We start from the raw sequence: 16,188 nt of genomic DNA, 5'->3' as shown, positions 1-16,188 counted from the left end.
GCCGACGGTCAACGGCAATAAGACCTGGTGGCGTGCTCCAGCGCCCGCCGATACAGCGGATCCAGATGTCGCGCCGTTGCCACGCCCTCGACGGCGCTCGCCAGATCGGCCGGACATGACGGTGAGTGCAGGGTCGACCATCGGTCGGCGATCTCGTTCACCATCGTGCGATTGAGCCCGTCGATGGCGGTTCTCGACGCCGCGAGATCGGGTGCGTTCTCCGGAGCGGTCGCCGGATCCAGCTTCCATTGCGAGAACAGGCCGTACTCCACCGCGACGGTCGCATCGATCTGGTCCCGGAACACCTCACCCACGTAAGCCGGATCGATGTGGCGGTTGCCCGCCTCGGCGGTAGTGGCATCGATGACCTGCTGTTCGCGTTGCGGATCCTCGATCGCCCCGCCGGCGCGGAACTTGTTGGCGGCCACCGAATCCGCGGTCGCAAGACGCTGCGCGGCGGCATCGACCAGCGGCTGCAACGGGCTGGGCTCCTGTGCCCGGACCGGCGGCGCACCGGCGAGTACCGCGAGTGCGAGTGCGAGTGCGAGTGCGAGTGCGAGTGCCCCGACGGTCGCCGGTCGAGCGATCATCAGAGCTTGGCGAAGCAGGCGTCGTCGGAATCGTCGTTGGGTATCGACGCGTTCTGGCTGGAGAACTTGGCCACCACTCCGGTGTCGGTCACCGAGACGCTGTCGGCGTGGATGCCGAGCGGGTAGGCGTCGTTGAGCTTCGTCGTGAGGCCGTCGAGCGCCGTCTGCACGGTGTCCTTCTCGAAGGGACCGCTGACATCGGTGATCTGCAGGTCCAGGTTTCCGTTGTTCACCACGGGCCTTGCGGTCACCTTGGTATCCCCGACGGCCTGCATTGTGATGGTTCCCGCAGCCGGGTCGGTGCTCACGTCGGTGACCAAAGCGCCGACGCCAGGCAGGTTCTCGGCCACCGTGTCCTTGATTCCGGCCGACGTCCAGGTCAGCGTGGCACTCAACGATCCGATGGTGCCCTTGGAGTCCTCGGTGCCCTGCAACCGGATGTCGGACAGCGCCACGTCCGCGGTCATTCCCTTGGCGGCCTGAACCTGCTTGCCTCCGGTCTCCACCGAGATGTTGGTGTAGTGGCCGGTGATGTGCTGCCACAGGAACGGCGGATTGACGCCGAACGAGACCGAGGCGTTGTCCTCCACCACACATTCGGCAACGGACACCAGCAGGGAGCCGGCCTTGTGACGAGCGAACAGTTCACCGCCGGTCAGTCCGATGACCACAAGTGCGACGGCGATGACCGCGATGAGGACGATCGCCTGCGGACTGCGCCATTGCCCAGACGGCTTTGCCGGCCGCGGCTTCTCCGGCTCAGCGGGCGGCTTTGTCGGTGGTGGTCCCGCCGCCCGTCCGGCGGGCGCCGGACGGGGCTTCGAGATCTTCTCGGTCGAGGCCTCAGGCGGCTGGTAACGCGCCCGGATCTGTTCGGTAGCGGGCTCCGGGGGTCCGGGGCGCGCCCGGATCTGTTCGGTAGGCGCCTCGGGCCGGCCGGGGCGGGGCAACCGTCGAATGGCCGGGTCAGGCGGCGGCACGGGGCCCCGGCCTGGCCGGGGCGGTTCGCCGGGGCGTTGCGGCGGTGTCGGCATCAGCGCAATTCTGCCTCATCACCCAGGCGCTCAGGGGTGTGCCGCGCCTGTGGGTTCGCTCCTCACTCCTGGTTGCCTGCGGCACCCGAAGGCACCGTTTCGGGCTGTTGTTGCAGGCCCGCGGGATTTGCGGTGGCCGCCGCGGCGATCGACAGGCCCGCGATCACCACGCAGATCACGGTGTAGACCAAGCTGCCGATGGGATCGCCATCGGCGGTGACGCCGTCAGCCGCGCCGAAGTAGGCCGGCAGAGCCGTCAGCCACAGGACGGTCATGACCGCCAGGTAGACCGCGGCGTAGCGCAGGATGAGCGGGTTCGCATAGCGCACGGTCGCCGGGTCGCGGTCCTTGCGTACGGTCGACCATTGGTTGAACAGCACCGGAATCGCCACGAGGGTGAGCACCACGAGTTCAGCGGCGTACACGACGCCCCCGACGGTCGTGCTGCCCGAGATCGACGTGGCCAGCGTGGCGGGCAGTGGCAGGATCGCGGTTCCGATCGACGCCAGCACACCGACGACGATGGTGCGGCCCACGAGCTGCGGCCCGCTGAACGTCTTGCCGTCCTGGACGTGGCGGCCGACGAACAGCTGCACGCAGAAGGCCAGCGACATCGGCCACAGCGCGGCGAACACCACCACGCTGGGCAGCGGCACCGAATCGAAGAACGGCTGGTTCATCGGATGATCCAGCGTCCACTCCCACCACCGCAGCTGCGGGCCGAGGTGGTCGAAGATCTCGTAGAACGCGTGGTGAACGAACCCGACGCAGATCGCACCGACCAGCACACCGCGCCGGCGGAACACCCCGAGGGTCCGGACGATCTCGTACGCCACCGTCGCCATCATCGGGTAGATCGCCACGATGTACAGCGGCAGCCGGCCCCACAGGAAGTCCACCGTGAACACGTTGTGGGCGAACATCGTGTCGACATGTTCGCTGATCCCGAACGCCCCGGGGAAATACAGCGGCGGTTCGATGATCAGCAGATAGGCGATGGCACCGAACCACAGCACCAGGTTGGTCGGATCGTTGTGCCGGCGCAGCCGCACGATCGCGTACACCAGGGCCAGCACCGCGCCGACGATCACGGTGATCTCCAGCACCGGAAGCGTCCAGTTCTCCAACCCGAACGGGTTGCGGAACTCGACCAGCCCGCCGGCGGTGTCGCATGAAAAGCCCAGGCGCTGAGCCAATCCCGAGAATGTCGGGGTGCAAAGATCAGACATCGGCGGTCGTCGCTTTCTCTTCCGCGGCCGGGTTCGTGGCGTCACCGGCGGTGTACCACTGCGTGACCTCGTAGCCGTCCTCGTAGCGCTGGAACCACTCGTCGGCCAGCGCCGGCAGTTTCTCGTGGGCCGGATTGTGGCCCGGAACCTGGCTGCGCACCACGCCGGAAAGGGCGGTCAGCATCTCGCGCACCGGCAGGTGGGCGAACGCATTCGCCACGGGTCCGTCGTACGCGGTCTCGGTAAATGGAAGCTTTTGCAGCAGAGCCTTTTTCCGTGCCTGCATGCCGAACATCGACATCGCGTCGATCTGGCGTTCTTCCAGTGGAACGTGCTTGTTGAAGCCTTCGCAGGCGATCTTGAGCACCGCCCACACGTGCTTGAAGATCGACGGCGCGACCCGCATGCGGTACCACGGATCGTCGGCCACCGCGTCGTAGATGATCAGCGCCGAGCTGCGGTGCTCGACCTCTTCGACGAAGTGCCACAGGAACAGTGACGCCACCCGGTCGTCCCCGGGAGCGAACAGCGTGTCGTCGTGGTCGAGCATCAGCTTGAACACCGGCGTGAACGTCGCCTCCAGATCGGCGGTGTAGGCCAGCCGGTACTTCAACGGCGTCTCGGCCGTCAGGTCGTCGAACGCCTTGACCACCTCGTCGAGGGTGTCCTTGAGGCCCGGGTAGGTCTTGATCAGCCCCTTGGCGTGCTGGCGGTGGGCCATCGCGTGCTGACCCTCCTGCCGCACGAAAGCCTGGGCCTCCTCGGCCACCGCCGGATCATCGATGAACGGCATGGCCTCGGTGATCATGTGGCCGATCATCTTCTCGAAGGCGATGGCCAGGAACGACACCGCGTTGGCCATCGACGAGAACGCCGGGTTGGTCTCGTTCCACAGGAAAGGGACGCGGTGATCCGCGAACGCGAACCTCATCTTCCGCACGATCAGATCCGTCATCGGTGGCACCTCAGCTCTTCCCAAGCAATCATACAAATAACGCCTTCGTTGTATGATTACTACACGCGGATGCGGCCCGTCAACGGCGGGTGGCGATATCCTGCAGAGATGTTGCTGGCCAGGAATCCGGACCGTGGCGCGTAGGCGCGGGTGGGACGGGCGACCGCCCGGCAGCGACGAGGAAGCCTCCGAGCGCATCGTGGCCGCCGCCGTGGCGCTGATCGCCGAGACAGGCACCGGGATCAGCATTGCCGACGTCGCGGCATCGCTCGGCGTCATCCGCCAGACCGTGTACCGCTACTTCCCCACCGCCGAGGCCCTGATGCATGCGGCCGCGATCGCCTCGGTGGAAGGCTTTCTCGACCGGCTCGCCGAGAGCGTGCGAGGCATCACCGACCCCGCTGAGGCGATGACCGAAGGCGTCATGTTCACCTTGGAGGAGGTCACCCGCATACCGCACCTCCGCATCATGCTGTCCGGCCCGCAAGCCGCCACCAGTTCGGTCAACGTCGCCTCCGACGAAGGTCAGGCCTTCGGCATGCGGATGATCACGCGCTTCGATGTCGACTGGGAGAAGTACGGCTACGACGAATCCGCACTGCGCGAACTCGTGGAATTCACGCTTCGCACCATGCTGTCGTTCTTCGTCGCCCCCAACGATCCCGGCCGCAGCCGGGAAGAGTTGCGACGCTTCCTCAGACGGTGGCTGGGCGGATCGATCCTGGCTCAGCCGGCCGATGGCGCGCGATGACATCGCCGAACACCGCCGGGATCAGCCGGTTGAAGATGTCGGCGCGCTCCCACTGCAGGAAGTGACCGGCTCCCGGAACCACCAGTGGTCCAATGCGATTGAGAAATGCGCGTTCGGTGCGGGGCACGAAGTCCTCACCGACCACATGATCGTCGGGACCGTAGAGCACCAGCGTGGGCACCTCGACCGCAGCCATCAGCGGGATCTCGGACATGGCACGACCGTAGGCGAGTTGGTACGACGCCCATCCGGCCCGTAGCCGCGCCTCGTCGGCGAACGGCTCGGTCATGAAATCCACATCGGACTGGGTGAACGCATAGGCCGAGCCCCACAACCGATTGGTGTACATGCCCGCGACCCACTGCCTACGCGCTTCCGGCGTGGGCAACATCGAGGCAAGTTCGTCGGGGAAGGCACCCTGCATCCAACGGTAGTCGCCGGTGGGATCGGTCGCGCCGCCCACCGAGCCCGGATGCTGCGTGCCGATTCCCGAGTAGTCCACGGCCATGGGCGGCACCGTGTTGAAAACACAGAAACCCGTGACGAATCCGGGAAATCGGTGAATCAGGTCGGTGCTGACGACGGCGCCGACATCACTCGCTGCGATCAGGCAGGACCTGTGTCCGAGCTGGTCGTGGACCAGCGCATGAAGGTCGCGGGAGTAGGTGACGATGTCGTGCTGGTCGTCGGGCGGGATGCCGCTGTCTCCCATACCGCGCAGGTCCGGGACGATGACCTCGAAGCCGGCGGCGGCCAGAGCCTCGATGTTGCGCCACCAGATCCGCTTGGTCTCGGGATACCCGTGGACCAGCAGAAGCGGCACGCCACCGATACCTTCGCGGACATACGCCAGCGAAACCCCTTCGGCGACAACGGCAGTGTGGATGGTGAACGCGTCAGCGGCCGGCACCGGAGGTTGCGCCGGACGCTGACGCGGGTCGTAGCGAAAACCCACTGATCAGCGCGTCCCGCGCACCAGCCGGCCCGGGCGGGCCCCGGTGTCGACACCGTGACGGCGGGTCACCGCGCCGCTGACAATCGTTGCGTCGTAACCACTTGCGCCCTGCACCAATCGCTTTCCACCGGCAGGCAGATCGTACGCCATCGTCGGCGCATGCAAGGTCAGGGCGTCGAGGTCGATGACGTTGACATCAGCCTTCTTGCCCACACTGATCACGCCACGGTCCGACATGCCGTAGAGCTGCGCGGTGTCGTGCGACTGTTTGCGGATCACGTACTCCAGCGGCAGCTTCTCGCCGCGACGACGGTCGCGGGCCCAGTGGGTCAGCAGGAACGTCGGGTACGAGGCATCACAGATCATGCTGCAGTGGGCGCCGCCGTCGGACAGGCCGAGCACACCGGCCGGGTGGGTGAGCATCTCCCGGATGGCGTCGTGATTCCCGTCGGAGTAGTTGAACATCGGATACATCAACATCGCACCGGCATTCGCTTCGAGCATCAGGTCGTACATCGCCGCCAGCGGATCCAGGCCGCGCTGCTTGGCAATCGCCGCGACGGTGCGCTCGTCAGTCGGTTCGTAATCCGGCGGTTCGCCGATGTGGTACAGGCGGTTTGAGACATTCTGCGCGAGCATGAACATGCCGTCGAACAGTTTGTTCGGATCGATCGGCAGATCTTCTTCGGCCAGGATCGCCGCGCGCACCTTGGGGTCCGCCAGCCGCTCCGCGAGCTCCTCGCGGGTGCATTCGGCCTGCAGGCGCCGGTAGGTCGGACGGTGTGTGAAGGCGTGATGGCCGGGAAAGCCCAGCAGCATGCCGAACGGCCGCGCCGCCACCTGGGGGAACAACCGGCTGCCCGCCTGATGGGCCGCCGCGGACAGGTCGAGTTGTTCGCGCCACAGGTTGGGGTCGGCGTCGACCTGGATCAGGGCGAAACTGAGTGCGCAGTCGATCTCCTCGCCGAGGCGGCGCATCCAATCGAGTTCCTTCTTGGGTGCGACGATGTCTTCGCCGGCCGCCCCCTGCGGGGCCAGCTCGAACACCGCGGCTCCGGCGGCCGCGGTGGCCCGACCCAGAGCGAACAACTCGTCTTCGGCGGCAAAGGTTCCGGGCACCGGCTCGCCGTCCATGGCGGTGTGCGCGATGGTGCGCGACGACGAAAACCCAAGCGCTCCAGCCTCTATGGCCTCCTGCACCAGTTTCGCCATGGCCTTGATGTCATCGGGGGTCGCCGCTTCGTTGCGGGCGCCGCGCTCCCCCATCGCGTAGGCCCGGATCGCACCGTGGGCGATCTGGGTGCCCATGTCGACAGCCAGTTCCCGTTGTCCGATCACGTCCAGGTATTCGCCGAAGGTCTCCCAACCCCAGGTGATGCCCTCGGTCAAGGCCGTGCCGGGAATGTCCTCGACCCCCTCCATCAGGGAGATCAGCCACTCCTCCTGGCCGGGCCGCACCGGCGCGAAGCCGACACCACAGTTGCCCGCCACCACGGTGGTGACCCCGTGGTTACTCGACGGTTCGAGCACGGCGTCCCAAGAGACCTGACCGTCATAGTGGGTGTGGATGTCGACGAAGCCGGGGGCGACGATCTTACCTGTGGCGTCGATGGTTTCGGCTGCGTCACCGGCCAGGGCCGGGTCGTTGGCGCCCCGCCGATGCACCTCGACGATCTTTCCGTCCTTGATCGCGACGTCGGCGGTGAACCGGTCGGCGCCGGTCCCGTCGACGACGGTGCCGCCGGTGATTTTGAGATCGAACACGTTTCTGCTCCCTTGAGGCTTTCAGGCCGCTACGGTGGCAATGTAACACCGTTACAGAACTGCCGTGCCAAGTTTTCGATCTTCGCAGCGGGAGGCACTCCATGACCCTGAGTTCCACGCACACCGACGACACGGGACGGGCGGACGCGATCGGTGACCCGCCGGCGCGGCCCACCCTGGTACCCGCCGACCGCTACATCTCACCGGCGTTCGCCCGCCTCGAAGTGGAACGCATGTGGCCACGGGCGTGGCAGGCCGCATGCACGGTCGATCATGTGGCCGACCCCGGTGACTACTTCGAATACCGTTGCGGCCCTTATTCGGTACTGATCGTCCACGGAGATGACGGTGAGTTGCGCGCTTTTCAGAATGCCTGCCGTCATCGCGGCAACGCGCTGTGCACCGGCGCCGGTTCGTCGTTGCGGGAACTGAAGTGCGGCTATCACGGCTGGACGTGGGATCTGGCCGGCACGCTCAAACGGATTCCGAACCGCAAGGGGTTCGGAACGGTGCACATGTCGGAGTTTCCGCTGGCACCGGTGCAGGTCGACACCTGGGAACGGCTGGTCTTCGTCAACCTCGACCCAGGCGCGATACCCCTGGCCGACTACCTGGAGGCGGTCCCCGACGACATCGCCTGGTGTGGGCTCGGCGACTTCCGTTGCTACGCCACGATGACCATCGACGTCGAGGCGAACTGGAAGACCATCGCCGACGGTTACAGCGAGACCTACCACGTTCAGACGCTGCACCCCGAACTCCACCGGTGCATGGACGATGTCTACGCACCGCAGCAGATCTGGGGCCACACAGGCAAATCCGAATCACTGTACGGAGTCCCGAGCCCACGACTCGCCGGGTCATTGAGCGACGAAGAGGTATGGGACGCGTACGTGTGCACGCAGGGCCCGCTGATGGGCATGGCCGAGGGGACGCCGTTTCCCCGTGAGCGGCAATCCCCCGGCCAGTCGGTGGCCGACGTGATCGCCACGCAGATCAGGGATTTCGCGGCCGGTCGCGGCGTCGACATCAGCTGGGCGAGCACCGATCAGGTGATGTGTCTGCACCACTACAACGTCTTCCCCAATCTGACCCTGCTGGCCAGCGCCGATCATCTGACCGTGATGACGTCATTGCCCGGGTCTGATCCCGACCGTGGCCTGCTCGTCATGACCCTGATGACCCGCATGCCGCCGCAGGCGCCACGCGTCAAGCCGACGGATGTCCGGCTCAGTGCGGAGGAAGCCCATCCCGGCGTGGTGATGAGTCAGGACATCGCCGTGCTCACCGGCCTGCAGCGCGGTTTGCACCAGCCGGGCTTCACCCACCTGGTCCTGTCCGCCGAGGAGCGGAGAATCATCAACATGCACCGCAACCTTGAGCGCTACCTCGAACTCCCCGAGTCCGAATGCATCGCCGAAGCCGAAGCCGGCGGATGAGCCCGAAGCCGAAGGCCATCGACGCCGACGTCATCCTCGATGCGGCGGCCTGCCTCATCGAATCCGACGGGGTGGAAGCGTTCTCGATGCGGGGGCTCGCCGAGCGCATCGGCGTGGCCGTCACCTCGATCTACTGGCACGTCGGCGGCCGTGACGCGCTCTTCGACAGCCTGGTCGACCGCCTGGTCGCCGAGATGGCCGGATTGCCCATGGAGGGCGACACGCCGGTGAATCGCATTGCCGCACTTGCCCGCAACCAGCGCAGCCTGCTGATCCGACGCCAGCATCTGCTGGCGATCGCTCACGAGCGGGATCGCACCCCGACGTTGTTCCTGCCGGTCCAGCAGAGGCTGGCGGCCGAACTGGCCGAGGCGGGTGTCACCGGGGCCCGCGCCGCATTGGTGCTGCGGGCGGTGGAGGTACACGTGGTCTCCTCGTCGGTGATGCTGTTCTCGGCCGTGCGCGGCCCCCGCCATCAGGAGGAAGACCCGTCCCTGTGGGCCACCGACTGGCCCGACCAGGCGCTCGTCGCCGCCCTGCAGTCCCCCACCGATTACGACGCGGTGTTCGAGTACGGTCTCGACGCGCTGCTGGCGCCGCTGGGTCAGCTCAACGGTCGGGTCAGCGGCCGGATCAAGGCAGCACGGTCTTCATCAACATGACGTTGTAGGCCGACCACAGCGACAGGTTGTAGTAGAGCTCCTTGCCCGTCGACCACGGATGCAGATAGGGCGCGTAGATGCCGCCCGGGATCTGCCCCGAGGGCACGATCAACTGCTCGGGCCCCCACGGGCCCTGCGGCGCGGGCGCGGTGCGCATCACGACATCGTTGGCCCCGTTGCCGTACAGCACGAGGTACTGCTTGAGGTAGGTGTTGTACTGGGCGGACATTTCACTCACGGGACCCGGGATCACCGGCGTCGCCGCCGCCGGGTTAGCCGGCACCCAGGCGTTGTTGTCCGCGTTCCAGTATTCGTATTTCGTGAGATCCGGAATGAGACCAGGCGACACCCGCGCCAGGTACGCCGACCCGCCTCGCCCGTTCGGTGTCCCGAACGTGTAGATGTACGGATCACCGGGGCCCGGCTTGAGGTAGGCGCCCATCTGGAAGTTCTCGTTACCTCCGCCGGGCGGGCGGATGGTCCCTGGGTACACGCCCCAGTTCTCACCGTTGTCCGGTGACATCGCGATCGCCGAGAAGTTGGTCGACCACGCTCCGGGGCTGTCCCAGTTCCGGATCGACATGAAGTTGAGGTACTGGTTGCGCCCGACCGAGACTCCCGCTGTCGGAATGATGCCCGTCTCCTCCGGGGCCCGGCCGATGCTGTTGATGATCTGCTTCGAAATGCCTTGGCGCCACACCGGGGAACCGGAGTATTTGTTGGCCACCACGCCGTCCGGCACGGCGACGGTCTTCGACAGTGATCCGTCCTGGCTGCGGAACAACGCGTTGTACCGCCACTGCTTACCGGGAATGCCGCAGTAGCCGTTGGTGTCACCGAAGGCCATCAATACCTGCCGGTTCGCGGGATCCCCGTTGTCCCACATGATTCCGAGGTCGGTGCCGGTGATGGCGAATCGTTTGATCGTCTGGTTGGGGCTGTCGGGTCCGGTCACCCACCCGACGATCGACGTTCCCGGAGGCGCCCCCGGTGCCGGCTGCGCCGCGGGAGCCGGAGCGGGTTGGGCTGCGGCCGGCGCCGGGGCAGGCTGCGCTGCATTCGGGACAGGCTGGGCACCACCAGGATTGGGAGTCGGGACGACCGCCGCCTTCTGCCTGACCTGGCCGGTGTTCGGGATCAGCGCCTTGAGGAGGGCCAATGGCAACTGCCCGAGCTTGGGCAGTGGAGCCCGGTCATTGGCGCCGGCGGGCATGTGCCCGATCGGGCGGTTCAGCGGCGCGAGCCGTGAGGGTTTGGGGATCTGGAAGGCCTGATTCGGGAGGGGCTGGGCCGCTGCGGCCGCACCTTCGCAGGGTTCGGCCGATGCCGAGGGCGCCACGCCGACGGCGAAGACGAGTCCGATTGCGGCCGCCGCTGCCATCGTCGAAGCACCCCGAGGACGTCGCGACATGTCACACCTTCCCAATGCAGGGACGTCGACATGACGTCACAGTTGGCCCATGTGACGTTAGTGATCAATGGTGCCGATGTGACCCGTGATGCACTGATAGGTATCGTCCCGTGATCGTGTCGCAACCGACCCGGCGTGTTGCTTTCCCATGTTGTGGCCGCTCCTGACCACGGAGTTTCAGCCGGCGGTGCGGGAAATCAATGCTCGGGACCGGATCCGGGCCGGCGTAGCGCCGGCGTGCCCGCCGATAATGGTCTCAAGGCCCGTTCCCTGTTCGTTGCGGTTAGCTGCGCGGTCGGGAGTTCGTCGCTACGGTGGGCGGTGGTGGAACTATCGAAACGAGCGAGAGGGATCGCCATGGCAGGAACATTCGATCCGAAAAAGGGCGGCAAGTTCGAGCCGACCACGAAGGCCAAGCCGCCGCCACCTCCGCGGCCTGGGGGCAACAAGAAGTAGCCAGACAAGGCTGCCCACGTGCGAGCGTTTTCGGCTCACACGTGGGCAGTTTCGTTTACGGGGCGACGGGGACACTCCGCGCGTCCGGATCGCGCAGCGCGGCCAAGCGGCGCTTCGAGGCAGCCGACTGGATGGCCTGGGGCCACCAGAACCACCGGCCGAGCAGCGCCGCGATCGCCGGGGTCATGAATGACCGCACGATCAGGGTGTCGAACAGCAGGCCGAGTGCGATGGTGGTGCCGACCTGTGCCATGACCTTGAGATCGCTGAATGCGAACGATGCCATGGTGAACGCGAACACGAGACCGGCCGAAGTCACCACGGAACCGGTCCCCGCCATGGCCCGGATGATGCCGGTCTTCAGGCCACCGGACAGCTCTTCCTTGAAGCGGGACACCAGCAGAAGGTTGTAGTCGGACCCGACCGCCAGCAGCAGGATGACCGACATCGCCAACACCATCCAGTGCAGTTCCAGCCCGAGTAGATGCTGCCAGACGAGCACCGACAGGCCGAATGACGCGCCGAGGGACAGGAGCACCGTGCCGACGATCACCGCTGCGGCCACCGCGCTGCGGGTGATCAGCAGCATGATGATGAAAATCAGTGACACCGCGGCGATTCCGGCGATCATCAGGTCGTAGAACGATCCGTCCTTCATGTCCTTGTAGGTGGCCGCGGTACCCGCCAGATAGATCTTGGAACCTTCCAACGGCGTGCCCTTGAGCGCTTCCTTGGCCGCCAGCTTGATCGGCTCCACATGGCTGACGCCCTCCGGCGTCGCAGGATCGCCCTCGTGACTGATGATGAACCGCACCGATTTTCCGTCGGGTGAGATGAAGTTCTTCATGCCGCGCTTGAAGTCCTTGTTGTCGAAGGCCTCCGGCGGGAGATAGAACGTATCGTCATTGCGAGCCTCGTCGAAGGCCTTGCCCATCGCCGTCGAGTTCTCCTGCATGGCGGCCATCTGATCCTGCTGACCGGCCTGGGTGGCGCGCTGCGTCAGCATCATCGTCTTCATGGTCTTCATGGACTCGATCTGCTGTGGCATCAACGCGGCCAGCTGTGGCATCAGCGTGTCCAGGCGCTCGAGCTCGGGCACCAACTCCTGGACGTCGTCGGTGAGGGCGTCGATCCCGTCGAGAGTGTCGAAGATCGACCGGAGCGACTGGCACACCGGGATGTCGAAACAGTGCGGCTCCCAGTAGAAGTAGTTGCGCAAGGGGCGCAACCAATCGTCGAAATCACCGATGTTGTCGCGCAATTCGGCGATATCGAGGGTCATCACCTTGGTCTTCGCCACCATCGAATGCGTGATGTCGGCCATCTGCTGGGTCAGCTGCGACATCCGCTCCATCGTGTCGATGGTCTTCTGCATCTCGTCGGCCTGAACCAGCATGTCAGCCATCCGGTCCTGGTTGTACTTGCGGTTCATCGTGTTCAGCGTGCCCTGCCGGCTGAGCAGGAACGGGATGGACGTGTGCTCGATCGGGCGGCCGTTGGGCCGGGTGATGGCCTGTACCCGGGAGATTCCGGGGACGCGGACGATCCCCTTGGCGATCTTGTCGATGACGAGGAAGTCTGCAGGGTTTCGCAGGTCGCGGTCGGTCTCGACCATCAGCAATTCCGGATTCATCCGCGCGGCGGTGAAATGCCTTTCGGCGGCGGCATATCCGACATTGGCAGGCAGGTCGGAGGGCAGGTATTTGCGGGCGTCGTAATTGGTCTTGTAACCCGGCAGTGTGAGCAGGCCGATGAGGGCCAGGCCCAACGTCGCGGCCAGGACCGGACCGGGCCACCGGACCACCGCGACGCCGACCCGACGCCAGCCACGCGACCGGATACTGCGCTTGGGCTCGAAACGGCCGAACCGACTGCCGATCACGATGACCGCCGGGCCCATCGTCAGCGCGGCGACGACGGCGACGAAAGTGCCCACCGCGCACGGCACTCCCATGGTCTGGAAGTACGGCAGGCGGGTGAAGCTCAGGCACAGCATCGCGCCGGCGATCGTCAGACCGGACCCGAGGACCACGTGAGAGGTTCCGCGGAACATCGTGTAATACGCGGTTTCCCGGTCTTCACCCGCGCCGCGCGCCTCTTGATAGCGACCGATCGCGAAGATCGCGTAGTCGGTTCCCGCGGCGATGACCATCAATGTCAGGAGGTTGACCGCGAACGTCGACAAACCGATGATCCCGGTGTGAGCCAGGAACGCCACGATGCCGCGGGCCGCGCCGAGCTCCATGAACACCATCAGCAGCACCAGGATCATGGTGGCAATCGAGCGGTAGACGATCAGCAACATCGCCGCGATCACCACGAGCGTGATGGCGGTGACCCGGGCGACGCTCTTGTCGCCGGCGTGGTGCTGATCGGAAACCAGCGGCGCGCCGCCGGTGACGTACACCTTGATCCCGGCCGGCGGCGACGACTGGTTGACGATCTCTCGGACTGCGGCAACTGATTCGTTGGCCAGCGTCTCGCCCTGGTTGCCACGAAGGTACAGCTGAACGTAGGCGGACTTGCCGTCGTTGCTCTGCGCGCCCGAGGCCGTCAGCGGGTCGCCCCAGAAATCGGCCACGTGCTGGACGTGGGCGGTGTCCGCCTCGAACTTGTCGACGATGCCGTCGTAGTAGTGGTGTGCGTCGTCGCCCAGGGGCTGCTCGCCTTCCAGCACCACCATGGCGTTGCTGTCGGAATCGAACTCCTGGAAGTCGCTGCCGATCTTGCGCATGGCGATCATCGCCGGCGCGTCTTGGGCACTCAGCCCGACGGTGTTCTCTTCGCCGACCTTCTCGAGCGGTGGGACGAAAACGTTCGTCGCGATGGTCAGGGCGACCCAGCCGAGCAGGATGGGCACCGCCAGCATGCGGATGACCCGGGCGATGCCAGACCCCTTGGGCCCCGCGCTCGTGCCCGTTGCCTTGGTATGCACAACCCGCCCCTTCGATCAGGCCACTGTCGCCCGGTGGGACAGGTCGCAAGCGATACACATTCGCAATCGCGCGTAATATACCTAGCCTGTCAAAGTGTCAGTGTCAATAATCACTTCGCCGGTTCACTGACAGCTGGCTCACAGCTATGGCGCATCCGCTCCCACGGCCAGGTCATCAGCGCCCAGACGATGAGGACGACCACGACCTCGGCCAGCAGATACACCGGCCACGGGCCCAGAACGTCCAGCAATGACGCGGTGGGCGGCTTCCGGTTGAGGTAGCCGTAGTTCGAACCGGTGATCACGTTGAAGGTGAACGTGACGACCCCCCACGTGAGCGTCGCGATGACCGCGAAGCGGTAGTCACGCCACCGCGGACGCATCCCTCTCCCCCAGGTGAGATAGACGGCCGCCGACACGACAAGCACGTGAAGCGTGAAAAAGGTGACGAAGAGATGGTGGGGAAAGTCCGGAGCACCATCCTTTGCGGTACCGATGTCCGGCGTGATCAACGCCTGTGAGCTCAGGACCAGGCCCCAGTAATAGGTGAGGACGAAGGCCCAATGCCGTTGCGACCACAAGGCATACGCTGCCGCGAGTTCCGCGAGATCGCACAACTGAAGTGGTACCGAGTTGTCGACCGTCGGCTCGACCAGCTTGTAGGCCAACGCCACGAGGAAGACCGCGACGAGGAGAACAGCCAGGGCACGGCTCAGGAATCTGGACTGCGATTCGTTCTGCCGCCGGCCCACCACGACCAGAAGCACGGCGCCGGTCACGAACAGCGCCAGCACCACCCAGTGCGACGGGCCATACGCCTCGAACTCACGTTGTGCGGAGAACAACTGGATCAACTCCCCGTTTCATCGCAGGGAACTACCACCCATGATCGCAGGCGGTGTGCCTCTCCGCGCTGAAAGACGAAGAAGGGCCGCATCGCTGCGGCCCTGCCTCGTGAACTTCCTAGACCCACCCGATTCCGGCGGGTGGTGCGGCAGGCGCGGGTGTCGATGCACCTGACCCGGGTGGCTGCGTTCCGTACCCGGGAGCATCCGGGCTGTACCCCGGAGCCGGGCCGTACCCCGGTTGCGGACCGTGCTGCGACGTGTCCGGGCCGGAGCCCGGAAGCGGGCCGTACACCGGCGTCGAACCGGACCCCGGCAGCGGGCCGAACTCAGGCAGCTGACCGTAGTCCGGCAGCGCCGGGCCGTACCCGGGCACCGACTGACCGGACCCGGCGAGCAGCTTCGACGCGACAAATGCCGCGGCCTGGGTGGTGTACACCGGGACATAGCCGTCGGTGTGTCCACTCCATTCGTTGCCCTGACCCTCGTGGCAGATCGGATCCATGGGGTTACACAGGTCGATCGCCTTGGATCCGTACAGTGCGCTCTGGGTTGCTATCGATTGCTTGGTTCGGGTACCGACGTCGCCGAAGGTGGTGATCGCCACGACGTTGTCCGCGTACTCAGTCGGGAGCGAATCGCCCCACGTGATGTTGCCCAGCGGGTTGCCGGCCACGATGTTGATCACACTCGCGCCCTGTGAGTAGCCGCCCAGCACGATCTTGGTGTCGGGGCATGAGGACAGCGTGGACTTGATGTGGGAAATGGCGTCTTTGGCGCCGTCACCACCGTGCAGCTGCAGCTTGCTGGCCTTGTAGTTGACCCCGTAGCTGTCGATGTTCATGCCGGTGGCCTGCTTGCGCAGCGCATCGACGAGGGCATCGCCGACCCGGCCCATACCGGCCGGCTCATCCGTGCCACGCGCGAAGACCACCTCCACATCGGCGCAGTCGGCGGCCGATGCCATCGGCGGCGCGGTCAGGGCAGCGAGCGGGAAGCCCGCGACGAGAAGTGCAGCAGCGCCAAGCCCGACCCAGCGACCACCTGACCGCGCACTGCCCGTCTCAGGGCTGTGTATGCGGCGAGAGAACATTCCTCAATCTAACCCGTATCCGCGGCCGCCGAGGCCCCCTCGGCCTGCATGGACGCCTGCCGTCTCGGT

General features: G+C 65.7%; 13 protein-coding genes. 3 read left to right on the top strand and 10 right to left on the bottom strand.

Annotated elements, in window-relative coordinates; genetic code table 11:
* Window positions 1-8: 8 nt before the first annotated feature.
* The 4 genes from ACZY08_RS12900 to ACZY08_RS12885 form a co-directional block, all read right to left on the bottom strand.
* A complete protein-coding gene (locus ACZY08_RS12900) occupies window positions 9-590 on the bottom strand; it encodes a chorismate mutase (RefSeq protein ID WP_463744482.1) in 582 nt (193 codons plus the stop codon).
* On the bottom strand, window positions 590-1,624 hold the full coding sequence (locus tag ACZY08_RS12895) for an LmeA family phospholipid-binding protein (RefSeq protein WP_463744483.1): 1,035 nt from the start codon (window positions 1,622-1,624) through the stop codon (window positions 590-592). Before ACZY08_RS12895 ends, ACZY08_RS12900 begins: the two co-directional genes overlap by 1 nt.
* Before the next feature lie 62 nt (window positions 1,625-1,686).
* Window positions 1,687-2,853, bottom strand: coding sequence for a DUF7802 domain-containing protein (locus ACZY08_RS12890; protein WP_463744484.1), 1,167 nt, complete (start codon window positions 2,851-2,853; stop codon window positions 1,687-1,689).
* On the bottom strand, window positions 2,846-3,808 hold the full coding sequence (locus ACZY08_RS12885) for a metal-dependent hydrolase (protein WP_463744485.1): 963 nt from the start codon (window positions 3,806-3,808) through the stop codon (window positions 2,846-2,848). Before ACZY08_RS12885 ends, ACZY08_RS12890 begins: the two co-directional genes overlap by 8 nt.
* A 133-nt stretch (window positions 3,809-3,941) precedes the next feature.
* Between ACZY08_RS12885 and ACZY08_RS12880 the strand changes: the two genes are divergently transcribed.
* Entirely contained in the window at window positions 3,942-4,559 is a 618-nt protein-coding gene (locus ACZY08_RS12880; RefSeq protein ID WP_463744486.1) for a TetR family transcriptional regulator, read from the top strand.
* On the opposite strand, the gene ACZY08_RS12875 is transcribed toward ACZY08_RS12880, so the two are convergent.
* Window positions 4,504-5,514 (bottom strand): alpha/beta fold hydrolase, encoded by a 1,011-nt coding sequence (locus tag ACZY08_RS12875; RefSeq protein ID WP_463744487.1) that lies wholly within the window; start codon window positions 5,512-5,514, stop codon window positions 4,504-4,506. The two genes, ACZY08_RS12880 and ACZY08_RS12875, sit on opposite strands and share 56 nt — an antisense overlap.
* Window positions 5,515-5,517: 3 nt before the next feature.
* Window positions 5,518-7,278: an N-acyl-D-amino-acid deacylase family protein gene (locus ACZY08_RS12870; protein ID WP_463744488.1), complete on the bottom strand. Its 1,761-nt coding sequence runs from the start codon at window positions 7,276-7,278 to the stop codon at window positions 5,518-5,520.
* Between the two features lie 101 nt (window positions 7,279-7,379).
* On the opposite strand from ACZY08_RS12870, the gene ACZY08_RS12865 reads away from it, so the two are divergent.
* Together ACZY08_RS12865 and ACZY08_RS12860 are read left to right on the top strand one after the other, a co-directional pair.
* A complete protein-coding gene (locus ACZY08_RS12865) occupies window positions 7,380-8,717 on the top strand; it encodes an aromatic ring-hydroxylating oxygenase subunit alpha (protein WP_463744489.1) in 1,338 nt (445 codons plus the stop codon).
* The gene (locus ACZY08_RS12860) at window positions 8,714-9,379 is read left to right on the top strand and encodes a TetR/AcrR family transcriptional regulator (RefSeq protein WP_463744490.1); all 666 of its coding nucleotides are present in this window, start codon (window positions 8,714-8,716) and stop codon (window positions 9,377-9,379) included. Before ACZY08_RS12865 ends, ACZY08_RS12860 begins: the two co-directional genes overlap by 4 nt.
* On the opposite strand, the gene ACZY08_RS12855 is transcribed toward ACZY08_RS12860, so the two are convergent.
* The 4 genes from ACZY08_RS12855 to ACZY08_RS12840 all read right to left on the bottom strand — a co-directional run bounded on the left by ACZY08_RS12855 (window position 9,351) and on the right by ACZY08_RS12840 (window position 16,119).
* Window positions 9,351-10,790: a DUF4185 domain-containing protein gene (locus ACZY08_RS12855; RefSeq protein ID WP_463744491.1), complete on the bottom strand. Its 1,440-nt coding sequence runs from the start codon at window positions 10,788-10,790 to the stop codon at window positions 9,351-9,353. The two genes, ACZY08_RS12860 and ACZY08_RS12855, sit on opposite strands and share 29 nt — an antisense overlap.
* 511 nt (window positions 10,791-11,301) lie before the next feature.
* Window positions 11,302-14,115 (bottom strand): MMPL/RND family transporter, encoded by a 2,814-nt coding sequence (locus ACZY08_RS12850; RefSeq protein ID WP_463745263.1) that lies wholly within the window; start codon window positions 14,113-14,115, stop codon window positions 11,302-11,304.
* A gap of 176 nt (window positions 14,116-14,291) precedes the next feature.
* Window positions 14,292-15,026 (bottom strand): YwaF family protein, encoded by a 735-nt coding sequence (locus ACZY08_RS12845; protein ID WP_463744492.1) that lies wholly within the window; start codon window positions 15,024-15,026, stop codon window positions 14,292-14,294.
* A 118-nt stretch (window positions 15,027-15,144) separates the two neighbouring features.
* Window positions 15,145-16,119 carry a cutinase family protein gene (locus ACZY08_RS12840; RefSeq protein ID WP_463744493.1) on the bottom strand — a complete coding sequence of 325 codons (975 nt, stop codon included), beginning with the start codon at window positions 16,117-16,119 and terminating at the stop codon, window positions 15,145-15,147.
* Window positions 16,120-16,188: the final 69 nt, after the last annotated feature.

The sequence above is a fragment of the Mycobacterium sp. IDUB_9 genome (assembly GCF_055419505.1).
The sequence above is the reverse complement of the archived record's forward strand: the minus strand, read 5'-3'. Positions and strand labels throughout refer to the sequence as shown.

What these genes read in the sequence shown, in the direction of transcription:
- ACZY08_RS12900 (WP_463744482.1), bottom strand. Translation starts at nt 590, where the DNA reads ATGATCGCTCGACCGGCGACCGTCGGGGCACTCGCACTCGCACTCGCA.
- ACZY08_RS12895 (WP_463744483.1), bottom strand. Translation starts at nt 1,624, where the DNA reads ATGCCGACACCGCCGCAACGCCCCGGCGAACCGCCCCGGCCAGGCCGG.
- ACZY08_RS12890 (WP_463744484.1), bottom strand. Translation starts at nt 2,853, where the DNA reads ATGTCTGATCTTTGCACCCCGACATTCTCGGGATTGGCTCAGCGCCTG.
- ACZY08_RS12885 (WP_463744485.1), bottom strand. Translation starts at nt 3,808, where the DNA reads ATGACGGATCTGATCGTGCGGAAGATGAGGTTCGCGTTCGCGGATCAC.
- ACZY08_RS12865 (WP_463744489.1), top strand. Translation starts at nt 7,380, where the DNA reads ATGACCCTGAGTTCCACGCACACCGACGACACGGGACGGGCGGACGCG.
- ACZY08_RS12860 (WP_463744490.1), top strand. Translation starts at nt 8,714, where the DNA reads ATGAGCCCGAAGCCGAAGGCCATCGACGCCGACGTCATCCTCGATGCG.
- ACZY08_RS12855 (WP_463744491.1), bottom strand. Translation starts at nt 10,790, where the DNA reads ATGTCGCGACGTCCTCGGGGTGCTTCGACGATGGCAGCGGCGGCCGCA.
- ACZY08_RS12850 (WP_463745263.1), bottom strand. Translation starts at nt 14,115, where the DNA reads ATGCTGGCGGTGCCCATCCTGCTCGGCTGGGTCGCCCTGACCATCGCG.
- ACZY08_RS12840 (WP_463744493.1), bottom strand. Translation starts at nt 16,119, where the DNA reads ATGTTCTCTCGCCGCATACACAGCCCTGAGACGGGCAGTGCGCGGTCA.